Below are 23,954 nucleotides of genomic sequence, written 5' to 3'. Positions count from 1 at the left end.
TATCTAGCCATGCTTATTACCAGGGGCGCCGGGTAGCCCCGGCTGACCACCAGCTTAATTCACTCCTGCTCAGCCGCCCAAAACGCCTCAATCAACCCCTTACTGGAAGCATCCATCCGCGATAGATCGCCCTGGTGGTCGATGATTTTCTGAGTATCGGTGGCAATCTGTTTGCCCAACTCAACGCCCCACTGATCGAACGGATTGATATCCCAAATCACCGCCTGAACAAATACCTTGTGCTCGTAAAGCGCGATCAGCGATCCAAGGGTCGCGGGCGTCAACTGGTCAAGCAGCACCGTGGTAGAGGGCTGATTGCCCCGATAGCGCTTGTGCTCAGGCCGCGGACCGTCGTCTTCCAAAGCATCGTCGCCGAGCATTAACACGCGGGACTGAGCAAAGCAGTTCGCCAGCGCTAGCCGATGCTGGGTTTTAAGATGGCGGCGGGTATCCGGTTCTTCCACCTCATCGTAGCGCTTCAGCGGCGCTATAAAGTCACATACCACCGACTGCGTGCCTTGGTGCAGTAACTGGTAAAACGCATGCTGGGCATTGGGGCCCAATTGTCCCCAGAGTACTGGGCAGGTCGAGTAGTTAACCGGCTGGCCTTGGCGGGTGACCGACTTGCCGTTGGACTCCATCTCAAGTTGTTCCAGATAAGCGGCGAAATACTCCAAACGGCCGTCATAGGGCAGGATCGAGTGCGCGCGAATATCCAGAAAATTGACGTTCCAAATACCTGCCAACCCAAGCAGCACGGGCAAGTTATCTTCCATCGGTGCTTCAGAAAAATGCCGATCCATGGCATGGGCACCGGCGAGGAATTCGCGGAAATTATCCATGCCCACTACCAGCGCAATCGGCAAACCAATCGTGCCCCACAGCGAGTAGCGCCCGCCTACCCACTCCCAAAAGGTTAACTGGTGGTCGGGAGTAATACCCCACTCGGTCATTTTGTCCGGGCTCGCCGAGACACCGATAAAGTGCTGACGAACAACTAGCTCTGCGCTGATCGGCGTCGCACCATGCTGAGTCAAGCGGCTCAGCAGCCACTCCCGCGCGGTATTAGCGTTGGAGAGCGTATCAATGGTGGTGAACGACTTTGACGACAGCACGAAAATGGTGGTTTCTGGATTCAAACGGCTGAGATAATCCGCCAACTGCGAGCCATCCATGGTGGAAGCAAAATGCACCTCCACCGGATGAATATCTTTGGGGCGAAAATCGGCCAAGGCATGGGTGACCATTAACGGCCCCAGGTCGGAGCCGCCTACCCCTAGATTCACCACATGCCGAATAGGCTTGCCGGTAGCTCCACGCCATTGGCCGGCGTGCAACCGGCTGACCAAACGCTCCATTTGAGCAAGGCTTTCGTGCACGGCGGCGACGATATCTTCTCCCTCAACCTCAAGGGTGGCATCAGCAGGTAAACGCAACGCTGTGTGTAACGCCGGACGATTTTCGCTAACGTTCACTCGCTTACCGCTTAGCAATGCCTCAACCGCCGAGGGCACGCCCGCCTCGCTGGCCAACGTAAACAGGTGCTCTAAGGTATCGTCATCCCAGCGCTGCTTGGAGAGATCCAGCGTCAAGCCCGCCACTTGGCGAGTAAAACTCTCCCAGCGCGAGGGCTCGGAGCCAAATAGCGTTTTCAGATGCACGTGCTGCAGCGTTTCAGCGTGATGCTTTAACGTCTGCCACGCAGGTAACGTATCGGGGGTAGCGCTTGATGCTGAGGCCATGTGGCGTCTCCAGTGGCGTCGTTCCATGCAAGGTCTGTTCTGGCGTACTGTTGTGACTTACTGTTCTGAACTAAATAGGACGCGTAAACTACGCAACCTTATCAATAATTTTGGCTTGATCATGAGTGATGCATCTTACCGTGACGCTATCTTTTCGACACCCCTAGACAAGGTGGCGAGGTTTTCCTTTGACGAACAGGTGGTCGCGTGCTTTCCCGACATGATCCGCCGCTCGGTGCCCGGTTACGGGCAAATACTAGGCATGCTGAGTCTAATAGCCCAGCGCCACCTACGCCACGGCGCCCATGTGTATGATCTGGGCTGCTCGCTAGGCGCCTCTGGGCTTGCACTGGCGGGGGCGTTGGCGCCTGACGCTTTTCGCTATACGGGCGTCGATCTCTCTCCCGCGATGGTGACTCAGGCACGGCAAACCTTTGTTGATGAGTGCCCAGCGTACGCTATGCAGGTAGAAGAAGCCGACATTCGTACCCTAGAGTATGCGCCTTCCGGCATGATCATTCTCAATTTTACCCTCCAGTTTCTGCCCGCCGCTGATCGCGATGCGCTGTTGGCAAGACTGTATGCCGCGCTGGAGCCCGGCGGCGTGCTGATTCTTTCCGAGAAAACCGTGGATGCCGACGAGCGCGACAACGCCTGGCGAGTCGAACGCTACCACGATTTTAAGCGCGCCAACGGCTATAGCGATTTAGAGATCAGCCAAAAGCGCACCGCACTTGAGAACGTGCTGGTGCCTGACACCCTTGAAGGGCTCCACGGTCGTTTGAAACAAGCGGGCTTTCCTCGCTCTATGACCTGGTTTCAGTACCTGAATTTCGCGTCCATCATTGCCTTTAAGCCATGAGTATCTGGGCCGTACTAACCACTGCGGCACTGGCTCTCTATCTGGTCACCGCTTGGTGGCACTCGCGCAAGCATCTACCATCCGGCCTTAGCGTCGAGGGCAAATGGCGCTTGCCTATTGCACCACGGCTGCTACTCGACGAAACCTTTGTCGATGCCGACGGCCAACGCCACTGCCGCCAACAGATTTTTGACGAAATATTTCGCCTGATCGGCCAAGCCGAAAAACTGGTGGTACTGGATATCTTCCAGTTTAACGACCCCGCCGACAACCGCCACGACTGTCATCGGCAAATATCGGTGGCGCTGCGTGACGCACTATTGGCCCGTAAGCATCAGCGTCCTGAGGTTGAAATGGTGGTGATCACCGACCCCATCAACGCCGTTTACGGCGGGCTCGAGCTTAGCCATCATCAAGCCCTTGAAGCGGCGGGCATCCGCGTCGCCACTACCGATCTGACCATCGGGCGCGACCCCAACCCCAGTTGGACCGCGCTATGGCGACTGTGCTTTCGCTGGCTGCGCCATTCGCCCCGCGGCGGCTGGTTGTCCAACCCTATTGGCCCCGGCAAAGTCGGCCTGCGCAGCTACCTGACCCTGCTTAATCTCAACGCCAACCACCGCAAGACCCTGGTGGTCGACGAAGGGGAACGCTGGACCGCCGTCATCAGCTCAGCCAATGCCGATGACGGCAGTAGCGACTATCGCGATGTGGCAATGCGCGTCTCCGGCGATACCGCCCTCGACCTACTCGCCTCCGAACGCGAGATCGCGGCCCACAGCGGCGTTACTATTGGCCATGGTCAACCGACGGCACCCACTACCGACGCAAGTGGCGACACACCGCGCCTTCGGCTGCTTAGCGAGGGCGCTATCAAAGAGGCCTTACTGGCAATCATCGACAATGCCCGTGCAACTGAGCGACTTGATATCGAGGTGCTATATCTTTGCCACCGAGGTGTCATCAACGCCCTGGCTAGAGCGGTGGTAAGGGGTGTGGAGGTACGCGTGCTACTCGATCCCAACCATCACGCCTTTGGCGTCTCTGGCAGCGGCATTCCCAATCGCCAGGCAGCCAACGACCTGGTCACCGCGGGTATCCAACTGCGCTGGAGCGATACTCATGGCGAGCAGGCCCACAGTAAAGTGCTGCTGCGCCACGGCGGCGAACGCCCTGCGCATCTGCTGCTAGGCTCGGCCAACTACACCCGACGCAGCCTCAACGATCTCAACTTCGAGGCCAATGTAGAGTGGGTCGCCGCCAGCGATGACCCCATCATCAAATCGGCCTGCACAACCTTTGACCGCCACTGGCACAATACCAACGACGAGCACTACAGCACCGGCCCCGAGACGCATCTTGACCCTTCCCGTCGCCGCTATTGGCAGTATCGATTGATGGAAGCCAGCGGTTGGTGCACTTTCTAGACACAGCGAGACAATCATGCACCACCCCCATAGCCACCGCGAGCTCTACCACGCCTTCATTGATCAAGGCCTGGACACCTGGCTGGCACGCTTGCCTGAACAGCTGACCCGCGGCCTGGATCGCAACCGCCACGGCGATTTACCCGCCTGGGAAAAAGCCGTGGCTAAACTGCCAGCGCTACCCAATGAGCGGAACGTACAGTTGGACAGCGATACCATCAGCGTTGAGCTAAACCTTAGTGATAGCCAGCAGCGCCAATGCTTCAATCTGCTGAGGAAGCTTGCTCCCTGGCGTAAAGGCCCCTTTCAGCTAGGCGGCATTCATATCGACACCGAATGGCGCTCGGACTGGAAGTGGCAAAGAGTGGCACCGCACCTTGCGCCGCTTAAGTACCGCAAAGTGCTCGATGTGGGCGGCGGCAGCGGTTACCACGCCTGGCGAATGACTGGGGCAGGCGCGGCCTTTGTATTGGTGATCGACCCCTCGCCGCGCTTTTACTGCCAGTTTCAGGCGGTGCGGCACTTTGTCGGTGATGCGGATGGAGGTAGAACCCAGTTTTTACCGGTCGGCATTGAAGACGTGCCAGACAACCTGGCGTTCTTCGATACCGTCTTTTCCATGGGTGTGCTCTACCACCGTTCGGCTCCACTGGAACATCTTCAGCAATTAAAAGCCGCCTTGGCGCCAGGCGGCGAGCTGGTGCTGGAAACCCTAGTCGTAGAAGGCGATGAGCAGACAGTATTTATGCCCGGCGAGCGCTACGCTGCCATGCCCAACGTCTACTTCCTGCCCTCCTCCAAAGCGCTGTGCCACTGGCTGGAACGCTGCGGCTTCACTAATGTACGGGTAGTGGATGAAGCCGTCACCACACTTGAAGAGCAGCGCTCAACGGAGTGGATGACCTACCAATCGCTGGCCGATTTTCTTGACCCTAACGATCGAACCCGCACCATTGAAGGCTACCCAGCACCGCGCCGAGCGGTGATTTTGGCCAATAAACCGGGTAATGAGTTTACGTAAAGAGTTACTTATCCGATAGCCCGAAACTCACCGCCCCACCCACTCCTTCGCTAACGTGCGCTCCTCGGGATCATAACGGTACACGGTGATGCCGCCATCAAAAGCATGGCCGGTGACCAGCATGTTCGCATCAGGTGCGGAGTCGATGCTCAGGTTGCGAGAGTAGTTATTGATTGAGGGAAAAGGATCCGTACCTAGATCAAGATACGCCTGGGGCCAGGGGTTGCCTCCCTCGAACAGAGCGGCATAGGCCCGACTCATCTCCTTGCCCTCGTATTGGGCTTGGCCAATACGTAAGAACTCTTCGCTGTCATTGACAAAGGCGATGGCAATGGTTTTCGGAGTCGCTAAGGATCGAATATTTCCCCACTTATCCTGCTTGGTAGACTCGGGCACTGAGATCAACTGGCTCTCATCCCAGTATTCATCTTCCTCTAATCCCTCCGGTAGGTTGTCGCGATAAAGACCGTGATCATAGCTTGCCATTCGGTGGCGCTCTTCCGGCAACTCTGTGTTCCAGAAAAGTCCGATGGTATTCTCGTCACCACTGACTACCCACTGCCCATCCGGGCTGATGGTGGCATAGGTTTTGGATGAGTTACCCAGCAATTTAGCCACTGGCTCCAAAGTATCAATATCCCACAACGTCACCCCGCCATAGCTAGAGGAAAAACGAAACTCATCCTCTTCTCGAACTGGCGGGGAGTCTTCAAGCTCGCCACCCGGACTTCCCGAGCCACCGGAAACAAAAAAGCCGCCGCCCATCGAAAGGTTCAAGACTTGCCCTGTGCCGGTAAAGCTGGGACTTTGGCTATCTAGCAAGACGGGACGTAAAGCATCACCATACCCATGGTAAATGTTCCATGTTTGGTTACTGGAAAGGTAGTGCTGTCTATCGGCAGACATTACATGCCCGTATGTAGGGAAGTGCTCGAATTCCTCAACTACCTCTCCATCAACGCGCTGCACATACACCACGTCATTCTGATCCTGCCAAAGGAATGCATCGCCTTCGGGAATAAAGTAAGCGCTATAAAGATTGGAGTCATCCGCCAGTTTCTCTCGCTGCTGGGCGTCTATATCCCATAGCACTAACGCGCCATCTTCGTGGGCAGAGATCACATAGCGGCCATCGCTAGAAACACTTAACGAGGTCACCGGCTCTAGACGAGTAAACGCACGTACCCCGTAATAGGCCATAGCTACTACAATGCCTACGCCTAATAAAAGAACGATAATTTTTTGCTTATTCATAGCGACCAAAACGCGATGCCTCCTTGATCCGATCAACGATCCCTTGCTGATAGCTCTTCTCAAACACTTCAGCGCTGGGGATTTTCATTCCCGAGTGATCGAATAGCCAAGGAGTCTGGTCGACGAAGCCGTAAACCTCGTTAACCAGCTTACTCTCGACGAACCGATTCTCTTTACGCACCTCACCAAACCCAATACTCCCCAGCGCTGCGCGTGGGACTTTCCCTGCTCGCCAGTTTCTGCCCACCAGCCACTGCAGGGTGTCAATATAGGCGGCAGCGCGTTCTTCGCTCACCACGGTATGATGGGCTAGCGGTGCCAATAGATCATACTCGGGTAAGGGGTCGGCGCTGGCGAGTGCGTCTCGCGCTTCCTCAATCGCCATCTCTCTGAAGGCCTGCCAAGCCCGAGCAGCGCGATCCTCGCCATAAGGATCAGGGCCGATGGGGATGGGCTAAGGCACAGGAGCGGGGTGCCATTGCTCTATCTGGGTGAGTATCTGAAAGGCCTTGTCTAAGAGCCGTTTCGCTCAAGGAATCTCGCGGCGATAAAGTGAATAGCCAGCTACCCGCCAGCGCTCGCCCGTACGGGTGTCATAGTAGCCGCCTTGGGCACTGCGACCTTCATCCTCTATACGCCAGTCGGCACCGCCATCGTAGCTAACCGCAGTCACGTCCTTGCCCAGCAGGCTACCTTCGTTAACACCATCAAAAAGCAGCCCTTCTTCCGGTGTTATATATAGGGCATACCCCACCAGATCACTGTCAAACTCATACAGTTCCGCAAGTTGATTGCCATTCCAATGCCAGATAGAGGTCGGGTGGTGCACTAACTGCTCTTTGGGCATCAGTGACATGGGGCGACCTTTGCGAGCCAGAATATACACTTCACCGTGTTCATTAGCGGCAATATCATTCACGCCGTAATCGCCGATGCCCACTTCGAAGCGTGGTTCGGTTTCCCCCCAGGACATTGAGTAGATAACGCTTTCGCCACGCATTTGATCGAAGAATGCCATACGCAGCACGTTATCCTGACCGAGGGCGACTAAGTCGAAACGCTTCCGTTCATTTTCCGGATCACGCGATTTCGCTGGCACAGGAATCTCTTCCCAATGCTCACCGCCATCCTCCGTACGCCATATGTGTGGTCCCCAGCCAATCAGATAGCCCCGCTGGGCGTCGAGAAAGCGAAGTGCCGAAATATTTTGACCTTCAGGCCAGCGTAATTTTTCCCAGGACTCGCCTTGGTCGGTAGATTTAAAGAGCTGGGTAAGCTGCGGAGTGTAGTGCTCGCCAGGGGCTGGATCTATGTGATAATCCATCCATCCTGTCGCGAGGTAGAGGGTGTTCCAGTCTGGTGAGAGCCACCAGTCGGCCTGTTGGGCTCGTTCTTCGAAGCGTCGCTCGACGCCATTTTCGGTATCACCGGCCAGGATACGTACTGTACGGCGGTTGGCTATTTCACTTACGTCGCCCATCCATGGCTCGGTAGGCTCGGCTCTATTAGGGTCACTTCTTTCCTCGCGTGGTTTGAAGGTCGTCTTGGGGTTCGTAAGTTTCATAGAGATTACCTGTTCACCCCGGATGCGGAAGTCCCCTGGGCCGTAGGGCGTATCGTCCTTCATGAAATCGTTACTGACGCGCTCCCACATGCCACCACTCCCTATTACATATCCTGTTATCGAAATGACCAGTATCGCCATTGCCCAACGAAAACGGCGCATATTAGCTCCTAACGTAGATGATTCATCAACCGTGAGAGCGCTTGCTCTACAGCACCGACGCCTTCATTCACCCGTGCATTCACGGCTTCTGCCGCTGCTTGTGCCCCGCTTGAGATAGCATCTCTCGCGCCAATAGCTTTATCTCGTGCCACTTCAATGCCGCTGTCGATCGCTTGGTTCCATGTTTCTCCATCCAGCCACTCTTCAACATTGGGTTGAGTCCCAATTCGCATCAAATCGTTTATGGGCAGATCGGCTAATCCCGCATCTAAATAAGCCGGAACATGAGTGTTAAAAGCAAAGGTTTTAAAGGTGGCTTTATCGGTTTCTAACTCCTGCTTGGGGACCGCCATTTGAACATTGCGGTTGGGGTAACGACGACAGACCACATTGATTTCTTCTCCCTTCATATTGTCTTTAAGACCGAGCTCGATGTTTCTTTGTAACAGATAGCGTGCTTCATCTAACCAATCACCACCTTGGTCACTGAGCCGCGGCCTTAAACGCTCTCCGTAGGTATAGCAATAATAATAGCCGTAACTAATGTAATAGTCGGGGGGCTGATGTCCGCAGCCGATGTGGCGCATCATGAAGTTAGCATGTCTCGACCAATGCTCATGAGTACTATCCGGGGCGATCAGCACATCACGGTTTGCCAGCAATCGGCGCATCACATCGATGTCATCGAACGGGTTCCACCGTGTCGCCCATGCCCTTATGGTTTCCCAGGTGGCTACGCCGGTTTTGTCGATAAACTCATCATGCAGTGGGCGATAGTAGAACTCGCAGTTACCTAAAAAGCTTGCATTGGCGGAAGGCACTTCCTTATCGCAAATATGTAAATTGACGGCGACAGGCTGTGTATCATCGGTAGGTGTATAAGCCGCATCAGCAGCACCTAAAATATCGTCAGTAGCCACGCTTAGTCCCCCAAAATATCGATATGCAATCGGCCTGGTGCTTCGCTTTCTGTAAGCCCGGTTTCACCCAGGTCATTTGTTCGCCCCTCTTTAATGACACTGCCTTGTGCATCGGTAATGCGGTAGCGCATATTGGCAGCGGGTATTTGAGTGCCGCTCCACATAGCAACGAATGACTGGTTGTAATTACCCAGACCACTTTCACCACCTTGAGGCTTTAAAGGTTCGAGTACGGCCTGACCACTCCCCACACCAGGGCTACCGCCGGAGTTAATTTTGACCTGGGCACCAACGATGGTAATACCGCTGGGGTCGAGCTTGACGAAGCTGCCCCCGGCCTTGAGGGTGATCTCTGCGCCGGCATAAATCACCGTTTTACTGCCTGATTTTTGATGTACTTCCTGCCCTGCCTCCAGCAGCTGCGCTCGGCCGACTTTTTCGTGGCGAGTGCCGCTCACCATCAGGTGGTCATCACCATCTACCTGGATATGGCGGTTGTTATGCACCGTGTGGTGATCGTCGTTATCGATCTCGCTGATGCGGTCGTTGTGAACTTTGAGATGGCTATCGCGACGAATTTCTTCGGTGCGATCGTTAAGGGTGAGCAGTTCCAGGTCTTTCTGGGCGTGGAGCCAGATTTGCTCTTCGCCCGCTTCGTCTTCAAAGCGCAGCTCGTTAAAGCCGTCGGCCTTGTGGCTTTGGGTACGAATGACGGTGCGGGTTTTATGCTCCGGCAATGGGTACGGCGCGGTATTCACGGCGTGGTAGGTCCGCCCGGTGATTAACGGCTGATCGGGGTCGCCCTCTAGGAACGACAAAATCACCTCATGGCCGATCCGGGGGATAGCGATGCTGCCATAACCGCCGCCTGCCCAGCCTTGGGCAACCCGCACCCAACAGCTCGCCGTGTCATTGGGCTCGGCGTAGCGGTCCCAGGGGAACTGGACCTTGACCCGACCGTGCTCGTCGCAGTGGATCTCTTCGCCTTCCGGGCCGACCACAAAGGCGACCTGGGGCCCATCGACCCGAGGTTTGGGGTTGGGGGTCGCTCGCCAGGGGGCGTCGCCAGGAATCAGTGTGACCTGGTTGTGGTAGCGGGTCATCCCGTTGGCGTCACCCTGAGACTCTTTATCGACAAGCATCCCATCCTCTTCCAGCGCCTGGGGTTGCTCGCCGTGGTGTACCACTTCAATGGCCTGCCAGTCGCGGTTGAGGCTGTCGGTGTCGTGATCCGTCAGACTAAAGCGCACACCAGGAGCGAGTTCGGGCAGGTCGCTTTCGGCACTGGCGGTGATCGCTTCCCGGCGCAGCTGTTCCAGGCGGATGCGGGTGAACGGCTCACCGGAGGCGTCCTGCTTGTAGCGGCCGGGGTAGTCGTAGTGTTCGTAGTCCACTTGCTGGCCGTGCTGCTCGACGTCACGGCCCAGGTGATCGTGGAGCTGTGCATAGGCGGGATTTTTAAAGCTGTAATCTTTGAGCGTGGCGGATGAACTTGCTACCCGAGCGGTGTGGCTGAGTTTACGCACATGGCGCATGGGCGCGGTGCCACCGGCGCGGCTGTGATAGCTGCGCTCGCCTAGACTAGTGAGAACCTGAGGGTCATCCGCAAAGACCAGTCGATGACCATTTTCTTCAAATTCATGAAAGTAAAACAACCCTTCTTCGGCGGCCAGGCGCTCGATAAAGGCAAGGTCGGTCTCGCGGTACTGCACGCAGTACTCGCGCTCGGCAAGCTCGCGGGTGACCGCAAAAGCAACCTCCCTGATACCCCGTTCATCGCATAAGGTATTGATAATAGTGAGCGGATTGGTCTTCTGAAAAATACGCGAGTTGTGGCGCAGCGAAAGCCGCCAGAGCGCCGGGCGCAGTACCAGGGAGTAGAAGGTACGTCGGTGACCGCGGTCACCCTGGCCAAACTCGCAAACGATACCGTGCACTCGGCGCAGCGGTTCGCCATCCTGCCAGATGGTCAGAGTGGCTTCGCGATCCAGCAGCTCAGCAGCATCCAGACTGCCATCGCGGCTGGCCAGGTTGATTGCCAGCTCGAAAGGCTGGGAGAGCGCTTCGCGGTGAGTGAAATCGATCACCGCCACGTCATCCACCCCCGGTAGTGTTAGGGTGAATTGCAAACCAGTGCTGGCTGACATCGCGCCACTCCTTGGATCATCAAACACTTATTAAAACGATCAGCGTAGCGATATCTGTTACCAGAACAACCCATCCTGAATACGAAACGTCAATGTCTTACAACATTTTAAGAAATATCTTACAAACTGGCGGCTAAGCGGGTGCGAACCCAAGGCTCTGATTGAGCTTGACGGAGTAAGCCAGGAGAAGGTATGTCCATTCTGTATCAGCGCCGTAAAATCACCAGCCATCGGCCCAGGTTCATCACGCTGGCGAGCGAGGCGGCCACATAGGTAAAAGCGCAGGCACTGAGCACGTGTCGTGCGCCTTTCATGTCGGCGGGTGGCACATACTCTTTCAGCAGCGGCAGCGCGCGGTTAAAGCTGGCATCAAACTCTACCGGCAGCGTCACCAAGTGCACCAACGCCGCAGTACCAAAGCTAATCACCGCCATGACAATCACCACTGCCAAGCCACCCGGTAAGCGCGTTAGGAGAAACAAGAATGGTGCGGCCATCATTAAGATGGCACCCAATTTTTCGGCTTTTTGCGCGACGCCCACTAAGCGGCTACGCGCCAGCAGTGGCGCATAGCCCTGATGGTGCTGAATAGCATGGCCTACTTCATGGGCAGCGACCGTCACCGCAGTGAGTGAGCGCCCATCGTAGTTATCTGGGGAAAGACGCACACAGCGCGTTTCGGGATCGTAATGATCGCCAAACTCGGTGCGCTCTACGCTAGCGCCGTCAATACCAAGTCTGCGCAGCAAATGGTCAGCAAGCTCAGCCCCTGTACCGGGATAATCGTCACGGCCACGGGTGTGGCGCTTAAGTACCCATTTAGCCCACACATTGGGCAGTACAAAAACGGCCAGCGCAAAAATGATCAGCACAACAACCATGGCATCCCCTGTTGATAATTAAACGTACGCAGCTAACCGCACGCCAACAATCTCTCATAGACCAATGGATCCGTTTTACCATGGGGACCAGCTTGGCAACAGCATTATGCAGGAGTGTGGTTAGGTAGGATTGTTACGGTGCTCTTCAACGTCACGCTGAACTGCCTGCAACCCGTGAGCAGATATATCCCCCTGGGCGTGAGCGTGTTCGGCAATCAACACACTATCAGCGGCGAGCACCAACTCGCACTGGGTACCCACCAGCTCATCGCGCAATTGCTGAATGGCCTCCTCCCGCTTAGGGTCTTTATCCACACGCCGAATGTAGATAGCTTTAATGCGGTTTGGGTAGGCTTTTACGATCTCAATATAGACTTCTGGGTCGTGCTGGCCGCTATCACCAATGAGTATGCACGGCATATCGTTATAAAGAGTAAGCATGCGGTCGATCAGATCACGCTTGTGCTCTTCGGCACGCCGTGGCCAGGGCCTGTGCCAAGAGATCCCCCACTCGCGCAGAAATAGAATGGGGCCAACGGGGATGCGGTTAATCTGGAAAAAGGTTTCGAGCATTTCGTATATCGCCCACGGCCCACGAGAGACATACAAAATGGGGCGTTCAGCGCGTTCGCTTACGCCACGATGCAGCGCTTGATAAAGCGATGCAACACCAGGAAAAGCAGTACGCCGGTGAGGTTTTCTAACGAACAGGCGGTAAAGCATTTTTAGCTTTTCTGCCACGCCGGTAAACATGACGGTGTCATCGATATCGCTGATCACCAGTAAGTCCGCTTCTGGCGGTGGCACGTAAACTTCTACGTGGGTGCGTACCGGGGTCTGGCCGGGGCAATGCACCAAAATATCGGCGCGGTGCCAGGAGACGTCGACGGGTAACGTATGGCTAATCGGCAAGTGCACATCGAAATAGCCATCTCGATCAGTACCTACGCAGAGCTGGTTTTCGCCAACATGTATTTCAACCTGAGCGTCAGCCATCCCCCGGCGCAAAACACGCCGAGCAACGTCAGCGGTATCGCGCAGCATGCCATGACGTGGGATTACTCGTCCTAGCGCGGCTTGGCGAAACACTCTCCCCATGACAAACACTTCACGCTGAGAACCATAGCCGCGGTAAGGATGAACCACCATGCCACCACGGCCACTGTCACCTTTAATGGGTTTGGCAATGACGTGGACAAGCCGTTTGACAAAGCTTGTCCACTGACGAAGTAGCGCCATCAAGCGTGCTGGCCTTGTCGAGGCGTTCTTACAGCGTCAGCGGCTTGTGCTCGTTTCATCGTGCTCTCCTTTTCATGATGATAAATCGCTATCACTGCATATTAATGCGAAGTGTAAGAAACACTAAGCATTAGAAACACTAAACATTAGAAACATTAAGCATCAAAAACACTAAGTATTGGAAATATAGTAATTGGAAATATAGTAATTAGAAATATAGTAACAGCATCGATCATGCAACCAAATGAATGACGACCTAGGCGTTATAAACAATCTTTCCGACGTCACTGATATCGTAGCCGCACAGCCTAGTTGCCCGTTCGGCAAAGCGTGCCTGGTGAGAAAATGCCAACAGCCGCTGTACGGCGGGTTCGAAATAGCTGCGCCGCTGCATCACTAAATCAAACGGCTCTTGGCAAAGCGGTATAAACGCCAGTTGTTGACGCTCGGCGGCAGCTTCTACCCCCAGCCCTACATCGGCCTCACCCTGGCAAATACTGAGCGCTAAATCATCCTCATTTAACGAGGCGTGCGGCGCCCAATTAAGCGCTGAGCTTTCAATCCCCGCTTGCTCTAGCAAACAGCTAAGCAGCCTTGCTGCTCCTGCGTCTGGCTGGCGATACGCCACACGAATACCGGTTCGCTTTAAATCGCTCAGTCCGGTGATTTTCAGCGGGTTGTCGACGGGCAACAACAGCCCTTGGCGACGCTTGGCCCAGTGCACTACTAACAGGTCTCGCATACCGCTTAATCCAAGTGCGCTTGGCTCGTTATAGCGTTGGGTGGCGGGATCCAACAGATGGATACCGGCCAGCATGGCTTTGCCATCCAACAAACGCCGAACGCCGTCACCACTGCCCTGACAGAGCATCGCCAAATCAGAGCCGCTCTCCCGAACCGCCCACTCCAGCAATGGATCCTGACTGCCCGCGACCACCAGCGGCACTGATAAGCGCTGCGCCTGATCACCCTCTAAATGGCTCAGTACCCATAGATCAATCTGCTGACGAGGAAACAGCAGCTTTCCGGTGATCCGGCTACAAGGGATCTGTCCCTGGCGCACCAGGTCATACACCTTGCGCTCTTTCAAGCGCAGGTAGTCGGCGACTTCTGTGGTGGTTAAATAAGTATGTGAGTCCGGCATCGCGATAGGCCTCTCCGCGGAGTGTCAGCCACTACCAATTTACTGCATAAGGCTGCATTAGTTTCAGCTGCGTGTGCAATCGGGCATTTTTCCGTACATCATACTCAATCTAACCTAATAACGATGCCGCCGCTCAATGCCGATCAGTGACAATGCCTTCAGTACTGCTCTCGCCCTGATCCTGAGTATGGACAGCGCGCTCATCTCGATCGTGATGCTCTCACTGCAGGTATCGCTGATGGCAGTGCTGATTGCCAGCCTAATAGCGCTGCCGCTAGGCGCTGCTCTTGCGCTATGGCGCTTTCCCGGGCGCAACGTCGTTATCGTTGCCCTGAATGCCATGATGGGCTTACCGCCCGTAGTCGCCGGGCTATGCGTTTATCTGCTACTTTCGCGCGCGGGCCCGCTGGGTGAATGGGGGTTGCTGTTTACGCCGACGGCGATGGTGATTGCCCAAGTCATTCTGGTGCTACCCATTATTGCCGCCCTCACCCGCCAACAGATTGAGGGGCTTCACGGAGAGTATGCCGAGCAGTTGAACTCATTCGGACTGAGCCGCCAACGTATGATCCCCACGCTGCTCTGGGATGCACGCTTTGCGCTCTTAACGGTGATTCTTGCCGGCTTTGGCCGCGCCAGTGCCGAAGTGGGCGCAGTGATGATTGTGGGCGGCAATATCGATGGCGTCACCCGTGTCATGACCACCAGCATCGTGTTGGAAACCAGTAAAGGCAACCTGCCCCTGGCGCTCGGTTTAGGCATTATTCTGCTTGCGCTGGTCACCATGATTAACGCTATCGCTCATGTCATCGGCGAAACGTCGAAAAGGCGGCTGGGATGAACGCACACCACACGCCTCCCGTCGCCTCACTCGAGCTCGATAGCGTTGGATTCATCCATCGCGGCCAGACGCTGCTAAAACCTACATCGATGCGCCTTGCAGGCTGCCAGCGCACATTAATAATGGGGCCGAACGGCGCGGGCAAAAGCCTGTTAATGCGTCTAGCTCACGGCCTGCTAACGCCCACCAGCGGTTCGGTTCGCTGGCAAGGTGCCCAGCCCGCGCAAGCCATGGTTTTCCAACGTCCTGTGCTGTTACGTCGCTCTGCGCTGGATAACCTGACCTATGTGCTAGCCATCAATAAGGTGGCGCGACCAGAACTGAAAGCGTTACCTCGAAAAGCCCAGGCGATGAATGCCCTTGAGAAGTTTGGCTTAGCCCATTTGGCTAAAAGACCAGCGCGAGTCCTCTCCGGCGGCGAGCAACAGCGCTTAGCGCTAGCGCGGGCTTGGCTACTCAATCCGCAGGTGCTGTTTCTTGACGAACCTACCTCAGCATTAGACCCCGCGGCCATTAAAGCCGTTGAAGATGCGGTACTTGAGTTTCATCACAGCGGCACACGCATTGTGATGTCCACCCACGACTTATACCAAGCGCGCCGCTTAGCCGATGACGTGCTGTTTATGCATGACGGCGCACTACTTGAACACACCCCCGCCAACGATTTTTTTACCGCGCCTACCTCACGCGAGGCAGGCGCGTTTATTCGGGGCGAACTCGTTTGGTAGCCCTGGGACAGCTGGATGAATGAAAAGCGATCAAGGAGTCATACAATGAACAAGACAACCGCATTGTTAACCGCAGGTGCGCTAGGACTGACCTGGAGCGGCACGCTGCTGGCAGACGATGACTACATCACGCTGGCCTCGACCACCTCTACCGAAAACTCAGGTTTGTTCGACGCGATTATTCCCACCTTTACCGAAGAAACCGGCATTGATGTGCGCGTGGTCGCGGTAGGTACCGGTCAGGCGTTTGAAATTGGCCGCCGTGGCGATGCCGATAGCCTGCTGGTGCACGATACCGCGGGCGAAGAGCAGTTTGTAGCTGACGGCTACGCCACCGAGCGTCTTAATGTGATGTACAACGACTTCGTGATCGTTGGCCCCAGTGATGATCCTGCCGGCATCAGCGGCAGCGAAACCGTTACCGATGCCATGCAGCTCATTGCTGAAAGCGAGTCGCCCTTCGCCTCACGGGGTGACGATAGCGGCACCAACCGCGCCGAACTGCGTTTATGGGAAGATGCAGGGATCACGCCTCAGGGCGAGTGGTACCGTGAATTGGGCAGCGGCATGGGTCCCACAATAAATACCGCTGCGGCTATGGGCGCCTACACGCTTACCGACCGCGCCACCTGGGTTGCGTTTAAAAATCCGCAAGACTTAACGCTGCTGTTTGAAGGTGATGAAGCGCTGTTCAACCAGTACGGTAGCCTTCTGCTCTCAGAAGAGCGCCATCCGCACTTAAAACATGATCTCGCCGCCCAGTGGCACGAATGGCTGGTTTCTGAACAGGGCCAGCAAGCAATTGCCGATTATAAGGTGGATGGCCAGCAGCTGTTTTTCCCTAACGCTGAGTAATCTTGCCAAACGCCCACATAGCAACGGCCCGCCTTAAGAGGCGGGCCGTTGTACTTTGAGCGTTTACATTCAGCGGTTAAATAAGTCGCTGATATCTTTCGCTTCCCAGTGAGGAAAATGCTTGCGCACCAGCGCATTCAGGTCGCGCTCAAACGCCGCCCAGTCGGTCGTGTTTGAAACAGTGCCTGGAGCGCTTGCGGCACCACGAATCATCCCGGCACCCACAGTGACGTTGGTTAACCGGTCAATGATGATAAAGCTACCGGTGCCAGGACTGGTGCGGTAGTCATCCACCGGAATGGCAGCAGTCAGTTCTACGTCGCAGCGGGCAATCGCATTTAAGCCCAGCGAGTGAGTGGTATGCTTCTCCAAGGTATTGACATCAATCTGGTAGTCAATCGCGCTTACCTGGCCAGAAAGATCCCGGGTCGCCAGCTTGAAATCGTAGAGCCTACCCGGCGTAAGAACCTCTTCATGCATCCAGACAATATCGGCTTTAAAGGTATTGGAAAGCGGCAGCTCGCAATCTGCCGCTACCAGCCAATCACCGCGGGAGATATCGATTTCATCTTCCAAGGTGACCGTGATGGCCTGACCGGGATAAGCAGCAGCTAGGTCACCGTCATAAGTGACGACACGCGCCACGGTCGATGTTTTACCCGATGGTAACGCTTTCACCGCTTGGCCGGGGCGCAATACACCAGCGGATAATGTGCCGCAATAACCGCGGAAATCGAGATTGGGGCGGTTCACGTACTGCACAGGCAAGCGCAGATCACTGAGGTTCTGATCGCGGGTAATCTCGACGCTTTCCAACAGTTCGATCAGCGTTTGCCCCTGATAGCCACCGGCAAAGTACCATGGCGTTTGCTCGCTGCGATTAACCACGTTATCGCCATTCAGCGCCGACATGGGCAAAAAGCGAATGTCGGGGGCCTGTAGGTTGTCAGCAAAAGCGCGGTACTCGTCGACTATCTCGTTAAAGCGCTGCTCAGAGAAGTCCACCAAATCCATCTTATTGACCGCGATCACCAAGTGCTGAATACCCAGCAGATCGGCAATAAAGCTGTGGCGGCGCGTTTGGGTCTGCACGCCGTAGCGGGCATCGATCAGAATAATCGCCAAGCTGGCGGTTGATGCGCCAGTAGCCATATTGCGGGTGTACTGCTCATGCCCCGGTGTATCGGCGATAATAAACTTGCGCTTATCAGTAGAGAAAAAACGGTACGCCACATCGATGGTAATGCCCTGCTCACGCTCGGACTGCAGACCATCCACCAAGAGCGCCAAATCAACGGTATCGCCGGTCGTGCCGCTGGTTTTAGAGGCCTGAGTGATCGCCGCCAACTGATCCTCAAAGATCATTTTCGAGTCATGGAGCATACGGCCAATCAGCGTCGATTTACCGTCGTCGACGCTGCCGCAGGTAATAAAACGCAGCAGGTCTTTATTTTCATGCTCGTGCAGGTACTCTTCGATATTGTCGGCGATTAAATTAGATTGGTGAGACATTTAAAAATAACCCTCGCGCTTTTTCTTCTCCATCGAACCCACTTGGTCACGGTCGATGGCGCGGCCACTGCGCTCGCTGGTGCGGGTCAGCAGCATCTCTTGAATAATTTCCGGCAGCGTCGCAGCCTCGGACTCAACCGCCCCGGTCAACGGGTAGCAGCCCAGGGTTCTAAACCGTACCGACTTCATTTCCGGCACTTCGCCGGGCGCAAGCGGCATACGCTCGTCATCGACCATGATTTGCATACCGTCGCGCTCAACGATGGGTCGTTTGGCCGAGTAGTAGAGCGGCACGATGGGAATCGACTCTAAATAGATGTACTGCCAGATATCCAGCTCGGTCCAGTTGGAGAGCGGGAACACACGGATCGACTCGCCTTTATTAACCTTGGCGTTATACACGTTCCACAGTTCAGGGCGCTGGTTTTTAGGATCCCAACGGTGATACTTATCGCGGAACGAATAGACGCGCTCTTTAGCACGTGACGCCTCTTCATCTCGGCGGGCGCCACCGAAGGCCGCATCAAACCCGTGCTTGTCCAGCGCTTGCTTGAGCGCCTGGGTTTTCATGATATCGGTATATTTAGCGCTGCCCTGATCGAACGGGTTGATATTCGCCGCCCGCCCCTCTTCATTAGTATGTACGATCAGCTCCATACCCGCGTCTTTCGCCATGCGGTTACGAAACTCGATCATCTCGCGAAACTTCCAAGTGGTGTCAACGTGCAGCAGCGGAAATGGCGGCGTACCAGGGTAAAAGGCTTTGCGCGCCAAGTGCAGCATGACCGAAGAGTCTTTACCGATGGAGTACATCATCACCGGATTGGAGAACTCGGCGGCGACCTCACGGATGATATGAATAGACTCAGCTTCTAATTGCTTGAGGTGGGTTAATCGCGCAGCATCAGGCGTAACAGACGCTTCGCTTCGCGGCTCTGAAGAGCGCGACTTTTCAGCGAGCGCCCCTAAAGAAAGAGTGGAAGATTGGCTCATGGCCCATTACCTCGCAAGAACAAGCTCGTTACACAAGCTAGAAAACGGTATACGTTCTAAAAATTCGTTCGAATGCGAGTAGGGTAACGCCGAGTAGATAATAACCCAAAAGAATTAATAACTATCTTTTTATTCTTTTATGACCTAACCATCTAAGATTGCAGCGCCAAAGGCTCAATCAAGACGTTCGACCCAGCTCTGCCACTCGCCTCCGAGGGGTTCACTCCAGCATAAATCAATAACGCGGTAGCCAGGGCGGGAGGCTTCATCAATGGCGAACTGTTCGGCACCGGGCTGAAACTGATCCGCCATCGCCGGGCAGCCAAAAACGTCAATGGTCATTTCACCCGAGGAGTAGTGCTCGGCGTAGGCTTGGTGTACGTGACCAAACAAGACGATTTTGACCTGAGGGTAGCTGCTTAGCAGTTGCCAAAACGCGTCACGATCCTGCAAACCAATGGCATCCATCCATACCGCGCCCACTTCCACTGGCGGGTGGTGCATGGCGATTAGCGTGGGTCGATCATCCTTCTCAAGCTGCTCAGCGAGCTCGGCTAGGCGTACGCTTCCCAGTTCCCCGTAAGGCTGGCCTTCTACCTGGGTATTAAGCAGCAGTATGCACCACGGTCCCAAATCCACCTGATCGACCATTGGTCGCTCGGCAGCCATCAATTCGAGCTGGTCGTGATTCCCCGGCAACCAGTACCAGGGGCAAGGCAACTGCTCCATCGCCTGCGCGGCCAAGGCGTAGGAAGCGGCTGACTCGTCCTGGCTAACGTCGCCGGTAAATAGCACGATATCGGGCTTCTCGGCGACAACGGCACTCAACACCTGCTGAAACTGCCGCCAAGGAACACCCACGCGGGAGCGCGCTTCGGTATCCGCATAAAGGTGGGCGTCGGTAATCTGCACCACGCGCATTAGGGCATCTCCGGTACGTCAATGGTGTGACCATGGGCAAGGCCATGAGCCAGCCACTCACCTAAAAAGCGGTTGAGTTGCAGTTTCTCATCCGGCTGGTGCATCCGGGCGTTAGGGTAGCGATAGCGGCCACTAAAATGGCGCTCGCGCTGAAAGTCGGTCACCTCGGCCATTCGCACATCGTGATAGAGGTGTACCCGCATCCGCGGCCCTTCCAAAACGGCATCCAGCGGACCCGTTTGGGAAACATCCACCATAGTGGTGTAAGGCGCCTGCTGTTGAATATAGAGATGCAAATCTCCAAAGTGCTGCTTATTACCGCGCAGGGCAATATCACGGCGCTGGCCGGCCTCCATATCGCCCACCAGCCGCACCAAACGTAAATAGTTGGCGCTGCACTCCCCTTGGAGCGATTTTAAATCGGTGACATAGGCCATTCTCGCCATGTTCACTCCTTGTCTGTTTCGCTTCTCGTCGTTCCACTTTCCGATAAAGCTCGCTGAGAAGCGGCACGCAGTGAAGCGCGCTGGTTATTCAGCCAATGTAGACCAATTAAACACATGGCGTTGTCGAGTCGCCCGCGGAGTAAGAGTTCCCAGGCAGCAGGAAAAGGCACCACGTGAACGCGAATATCCTCGTGCTCTTCATCTAAGCCGTGAATGCCGCCCAGGCCGTGGGTATCTACCAAACCACAAAATAGGGTCACTTGCTCGTTGCAGGCACCAGGACTTGGATAATAAGTGTGAAGTTTGGTCAGCTCGGTTACTTTACAACCTGCCTCCTCCCACGCTTCACGGCGGGCCACGTCTTCCAACGATTCGTCTTTTTCGGCTAAACCGGCGACGATTTCTAATTTCCAGGGAGAAACCGCGTCATCGATAGCACCAGCACGAAATTGTTCAATCAGCACCAAAGAATCGCGCTCGGGGTCATAAAGCAGGACACCCACCGCATCAAAGCGATTGTGCACTTCGCGACGCATGGGCTGGCTCCACCCCCCTTCAAATAGGCGATGGCGAAGCTCGAGAGCTTCCAAACGGAAAAACCCCTGGTGCAGCGTCTCACGCTTGAGTAGCTCGACATCGTCGCGCTTTAACAGCGGAACGCTAAGAGATGAGATAGTGGGACTCGTCGGCATGCGGCACTCCCGGTGGTGATAAGCGTTCTATTATCAATGCTTGCCACCGGGAATGCCAATTCAGTTAGCGGATTACAGCTGATTGAGCAGCGCCTCGGCATCTCGGCGTAGCGCTTCATCTGACACTTGCCGGTTGTCGCGAGCAGTGCCGTTAACCGCACGCTCGGCATGTTCACGAGCCGCCTGATCGTTGCCCTCTTCTTGTAAAAAGGCGGCATAGTAGTAGTTAACGTCGATACCGTCTGGGCGGATTTCCAAGGCACGCTGGAACATGCGCTCTGCGGTATCGCTATTGCCAAAACCGAGTGGTCGACCCGGCACTCGGTCATAGAGCGCGCCAAGCGTCACGTAGGCCGAGCCATTCAATCCCTGTGGATCAATTTTGATCGCCTGTTCGAGCACTTCGCGGGCATCGCCAGCGGTGCCAAGCGCACCTAAACCACCGCGCTCACGGGCATAAGACGCCAGAATAATCCCCTGCCAGACCAGTACATCGGCCTCGTCGCTGTGCTGTTTGGCTAGCTGTTCTGCTTCACCCGCCAACGATTTAAGCGTGCTCTCGCGCTCGTTGGCAGGCAGCTCCGTCACCGAATACTCCCAGCGGTTCTTTAGCGAGAACAGTTCACTTTCAAAAGCGGCTGCGGTTAACGGTGTTAACGCCAGCGTGCCGCCGATGGCAGCGGCGATGAGCAAACGCGATAAAGTTAAACGGGATAATGAGAGTTTTTGCATAGTTGCTCCTGATTTATTGTTGTCCTGCTTAGGTTTGGACTACCTAGACCTATCACCTTAGATCTATCACTTTAGACCTATCACTTTAGATCTATCACTGGCAGGCCTCCCCCCAATATAGCAAATAATCTAACGAACGTTTGAATGATTCATCGGCGGCATGTTGCTTGGTATGCTTCACGCATTTAACGTAGAGTAGATAGCTTAATACCTGATAGGGAATTGGTAATGAAAGGCCGCAACATGACCCGCTGGCGCGATCCAGCCAAAGATCCGCGTCAAGCCCCAAAGAGCAACTTGATTACCGCTGAGGGGGCGTCCCGCTTGCGCGCTATTTTAGATCACCTATCACGGGTTAAACGCCCGGCCATTTCAGCCAAGGTCGGCGAAGCGGCCGCCCAGGGAGACCGCAGTGAAAATGCCGATTACACCTATAACAAGAAAGAGTTAAACCGCGTTATTGCCCGGATTACTTATTTGACAAAACGCTTGGATGAATTACAGGTAGTCGACCGCCTACCTGCCGATACCAGTAAGGTATTTTTCGGCGCCTATGTGAGTCTGGAAGATGAAAACGGCGGGCAGGTTCATCTCAGGATTGTTGGCCACGATGAAATCGACACTAAAAAGCGCTGGATCAGTATCGATGCCCCCATGGCCAAGGCGCTATTAGGCAAACAGGTCGGTGACGATGCCAAAGTACTTACCCCTAATGGCGATACGTTTTATACCATCACCGCTATCGATTACACCGGCTAATCTCAACTTAGCTATCACCGACCTCGCTTATGGCGCGTTTTTTAACGCTTAATCCTCTAGCGCATAGTCAACAGTGGTGACAACGCGCACACGTTTGGTTTGCGGCGTATAGCTGTCCAGGTCTTCAATGGAAAAGTAGCCCTGGGTGGCTTGGCGGATCTGGCCCACTTGGCTACCGGAGTCTTCAGCAAACTGCTGAGCGGCGCTACGAGCATCCGCCGTGGCTGCCGCGATCATTTCAGGCTTTATGGCATCAAGTCCGGTAAATAAAAACTCTGTGCGGTATTCATAGCTGGGCGACAACAGTACGCCCTCACGTACCAGCGAGGTCGCACTGGGAATTGCCTCGATAACCCTCTCAACATCAGGCGAACGCAACAGTAGCGTTGCTTCTGCGCGATAACGCTCATCGGGGCGCTGACCGCCGTACTGATTGCTAAATTGATCGGTAATGCGCGGCGGTGTCGAGCTAACGTGTTCTGACGAAAATCCTTGAGCATCTAGAAATTCGCGAATTGCCTGCTCGTCTTCTGACAGCTGCTGCTCCAGCTCTCCCAAACTGTTGGCACTGACACTGTAGTTAAACGGCCACAATACTAAGTCCGCCGCCACTTCACGCTCAGCCAAGCCGCGCACCGTGACGCTACGCGACGACTGCTGCCACACTTCAGCAGCTCCCTTGATATAGCTACCGCTCCAAACCAGTCCCAGCGCTAGCAACCCACCCAATAACACAGCGCTTCCCAGTACCGCTGTAGTACGAACGCTTCCTGCCATTTCAGCCTCTCCCACCCACGACCATTAAATTAACGTCTACTAACTTGCATCATAGACCCTAAAGATAACTTCGTCGGCGGCTGATTGTGGAAAGTTTGAGCAAACGACGAAGAAGTATTAAACGTCAATCGAGATCATGGCCTTGATAACCTGATTAGCCGGATCACACCTCTGGGGCATTTGGGTGGGTACGCCCGCAAGAGGTGCCCGGTGAGTAAGTTGCCGCCACAAGCATGAATATCCGTTCCACAGATACCGATACGGCGAATCCGCACCACGGCATGCCCAGGCAAACACTTAGGTTTATCGGCGTGAGCAAGCTCCAAGTGGTGCGG

23 protein-coding genes are annotated in these 23,954 nt (G+C 55.2%); 7 read left to right on the top strand and 16 right to left on the bottom strand.

Going from position 1 to position 23,954, the window contains the following annotated elements; all coding sequences use genetic code 11:
• Positions 1 to 59 precede the first annotated feature (59 nt).
• Positions 60 to 1,742 carry a glucose-6-phosphate isomerase gene (pgi, locus tag QT230_RS01915; protein ID WP_308319799.1) on the bottom strand — a complete coding sequence of 561 codons (1,683 nt, stop codon included), beginning with the start codon at positions 1,740 to 1,742 and terminating at the stop codon, positions 60 to 62.
• Between the two features lie 121 nt (positions 1,743 to 1,863).
• Between pgi and cmoA the strand changes: the two genes are divergently transcribed.
• Genes cmoA through cmoB form a run of 3 tightly spaced genes read left to right on the top strand, consistent with a single transcriptional unit; the run spans position 1,864 to position 5,052 of the window.
• A complete protein-coding gene (cmoA, locus tag QT230_RS01910) occupies positions 1,864 to 2,604 on the top strand; it encodes a carboxy-S-adenosyl-L-methionine synthase CmoA (protein WP_308319798.1) in 741 nt (246 codons plus the stop codon).
• On the top strand, positions 2,601 to 4,031 hold the full coding sequence (locus QT230_RS01905; protein ID WP_308319797.1) for a phospholipase D-like domain-containing protein: 1,431 nt from the start codon (positions 2,601 to 2,603) through the stop codon (positions 4,029 to 4,031). The genes cmoA and QT230_RS01905 overlap by 4 nt, the downstream gene beginning before the upstream one ends.
• Positions 4,032 to 4,047: 16 nt before the next feature.
• Positions 4,048 to 5,052 (top strand): tRNA 5-methoxyuridine(34)/uridine 5-oxyacetic acid(34) synthase CmoB, encoded by a 1,005-nt coding sequence (cmoB, locus tag QT230_RS01900; protein ID WP_308319796.1) that lies wholly within the window; start codon positions 4,048 to 4,050, stop codon positions 5,050 to 5,052.
• Positions 5,053 to 5,079: 27 nt separating this feature from the next.
• Here cmoB and QT230_RS01895 read toward each other — a convergent pair whose 3' ends face one another.
• The 8 genes from QT230_RS01895 to QT230_RS01860 all read right to left on the bottom strand — a co-directional run bounded on the left by QT230_RS01895 (position 5,080) and on the right by QT230_RS01860 (position 14,363).
• Positions 5,080 to 6,306, bottom strand: coding sequence for a WD40 repeat domain-containing protein (locus QT230_RS01895; RefSeq protein WP_308319795.1), 1,227 nt, complete (start codon positions 6,304 to 6,306; stop codon positions 5,080 to 5,082).
• On the bottom strand, positions 6,299 to 6,691 hold the full coding sequence (locus QT230_RS01890) for a hypothetical protein (RefSeq protein ID WP_308319794.1): 393 nt from the start codon (positions 6,689 to 6,691) through the stop codon (positions 6,299 to 6,301). Before QT230_RS01890 ends, QT230_RS01895 begins: the two co-directional genes overlap by 8 nt.
• A gap of 144 nt (positions 6,692 to 6,835) precedes the next feature.
• Positions 6,836 to 8,032, bottom strand: a complete 1,197-nt coding sequence (locus tag QT230_RS01885; protein WP_308319793.1) for a hypothetical protein — start codon at positions 8,030 to 8,032, stop codon at positions 6,836 to 6,838.
• Positions 8,033 to 8,040: 8 nt separating this feature from the next.
• Complete coding sequence (locus tag QT230_RS01880; RefSeq protein WP_308319792.1) at positions 8,041 to 8,952, bottom strand: hypothetical protein; 912 nt, start codon at positions 8,950 to 8,952, stop codon at positions 8,041 to 8,043.
• 2 nt (positions 8,953 to 8,954) lie between these two features.
• Positions 8,955 to 11,099 carry a type VI secretion system tip protein VgrG gene (locus tag QT230_RS01875; RefSeq protein WP_308319791.1) on the bottom strand — a complete coding sequence of 715 codons (2,145 nt, stop codon included), beginning with the start codon at positions 11,097 to 11,099 and terminating at the stop codon, positions 8,955 to 8,957.
• Positions 11,100 to 11,305: 206 nt separating this feature from the next.
• Positions 11,306 to 11,980, bottom strand: coding sequence for a zinc metallopeptidase (locus QT230_RS01870; protein ID WP_308319790.1), 675 nt, complete (start codon positions 11,978 to 11,980; stop codon positions 11,306 to 11,308).
• Positions 11,981 to 12,100: 120 nt separating this feature from the next.
• Complete coding sequence (locus QT230_RS01865) at positions 12,101 to 13,219, bottom strand: phosphatase domain-containing protein (protein WP_308319789.1); 1,119 nt, start codon at positions 13,217 to 13,219, stop codon at positions 12,101 to 12,103.
• Between the two features lie 256 nt (positions 13,220 to 13,475).
• Positions 13,476 to 14,363, bottom strand: a complete 888-nt coding sequence (locus tag QT230_RS01860) for a helix-turn-helix transcriptional regulator (RefSeq protein WP_308319788.1) — start codon at positions 14,361 to 14,363, stop codon at positions 13,476 to 13,478.
• A gap of 136 nt (positions 14,364 to 14,499) precedes the next feature.
• Between QT230_RS01860 and QT230_RS01855 the strand changes: the two genes are divergently transcribed.
• Genes QT230_RS01855 through QT230_RS01845 form a run of 3 tightly spaced genes read left to right on the top strand, consistent with a single transcriptional unit; the run spans position 14,500 to position 16,787 of the window.
• The gene (locus tag QT230_RS01855; RefSeq protein WP_308319787.1) at positions 14,500 to 15,204 is read left to right on the top strand and encodes an ABC transporter permease; all 705 of its coding nucleotides are present in this window, start codon (positions 14,500 to 14,502) and stop codon (positions 15,202 to 15,204) included.
• Positions 15,201 to 15,932, top strand: coding sequence for an ATP-binding cassette domain-containing protein (locus QT230_RS01850; protein WP_308319786.1), 732 nt, complete (start codon positions 15,201 to 15,203; stop codon positions 15,930 to 15,932). Before QT230_RS01855 ends, QT230_RS01850 begins: the two co-directional genes overlap by 4 nt.
• Positions 15,933 to 15,977: 45 nt before the next feature.
• On the top strand, positions 15,978 to 16,787 hold the full coding sequence (locus QT230_RS01845; RefSeq protein WP_308319785.1) for a substrate-binding domain-containing protein: 810 nt from the start codon (positions 15,978 to 15,980) through the stop codon (positions 16,785 to 16,787).
• Positions 16,788 to 16,856: 69 nt separating this feature from the next.
• On the opposite strand, the gene cysN is transcribed toward QT230_RS01845, so the two are convergent.
• From cysN to QT230_RS01815, 6 genes are all read right to left on the bottom strand, one after another.
• A complete protein-coding gene (gene cysN, locus QT230_RS01840) occupies positions 16,857 to 18,299 on the bottom strand; it encodes a sulfate adenylyltransferase subunit CysN (RefSeq protein WP_308319784.1) in 1,443 nt (480 codons plus the stop codon).
• Entirely contained in the window at positions 18,300 to 19,292 is a 993-nt protein-coding gene (gene cysD / locus QT230_RS01835) for a sulfate adenylyltransferase subunit CysD (protein WP_308319783.1), read from the bottom strand.
• A gap of 174 nt (positions 19,293 to 19,466) precedes the next feature.
• Positions 19,467 to 20,213 (bottom strand): metallophosphoesterase, encoded by a 747-nt coding sequence (locus QT230_RS01830; protein ID WP_308319782.1) that lies wholly within the window; start codon positions 20,211 to 20,213, stop codon positions 19,467 to 19,469.
• Positions 20,213 to 20,659: a DUF1249 domain-containing protein gene (locus tag QT230_RS01825; RefSeq protein WP_308319781.1), complete on the bottom strand. Its 447-nt coding sequence runs from the start codon at positions 20,657 to 20,659 to the stop codon at positions 20,213 to 20,215. Before QT230_RS01825 ends, QT230_RS01830 begins: the two co-directional genes overlap by 1 nt.
• A gap of 2 nt (positions 20,660 to 20,661) precedes the next feature.
• Positions 20,662 to 21,351: an NUDIX domain-containing protein gene (locus QT230_RS01820; RefSeq protein ID WP_308319780.1), complete on the bottom strand. Its 690-nt coding sequence runs from the start codon at positions 21,349 to 21,351 to the stop codon at positions 20,662 to 20,664.
• Between the two features lie 72 nt (positions 21,352 to 21,423).
• On the bottom strand, positions 21,424 to 22,083 hold the full coding sequence (locus QT230_RS01815) for a TRAP transporter TatT component family protein (protein ID WP_308319779.1): 660 nt from the start codon (positions 22,081 to 22,083) through the stop codon (positions 21,424 to 21,426).
• 228 nt (positions 22,084 to 22,311) lie between these two features.
• Between QT230_RS01815 and greB the strand changes: the two genes are divergently transcribed.
• Positions 22,312 to 22,842, top strand: a complete 531-nt coding sequence (gene greB, locus QT230_RS01810; RefSeq protein WP_308319778.1) for a transcription elongation factor GreB — start codon at positions 22,312 to 22,314, stop codon at positions 22,840 to 22,842.
• 48 nt (positions 22,843 to 22,890) lie between these two features.
• Here the strand turns inward: greB and QT230_RS01805 are convergent, their stop codons facing one another.
• A complete protein-coding gene (locus tag QT230_RS01805; protein ID WP_308319777.1) occupies positions 22,891 to 23,619 on the bottom strand; it encodes an SIMPL domain-containing protein in 729 nt (242 codons plus the stop codon).
• Positions 23,620 to 23,954: the final 335 nt, after the last annotated feature.

The sequence above is a fragment of the Halomonas sp. SpR8 genome (assembly GCF_031010195.1).
Classification (GTDB): domain Bacteria; phylum Pseudomonadota; class Gammaproteobacteria; order Pseudomonadales; family Halomonadaceae; genus Vreelandella.
The sequence above is the reverse complement of the archived record's forward strand: the minus strand, read 5'-3'. Positions and strand labels throughout refer to the sequence as shown.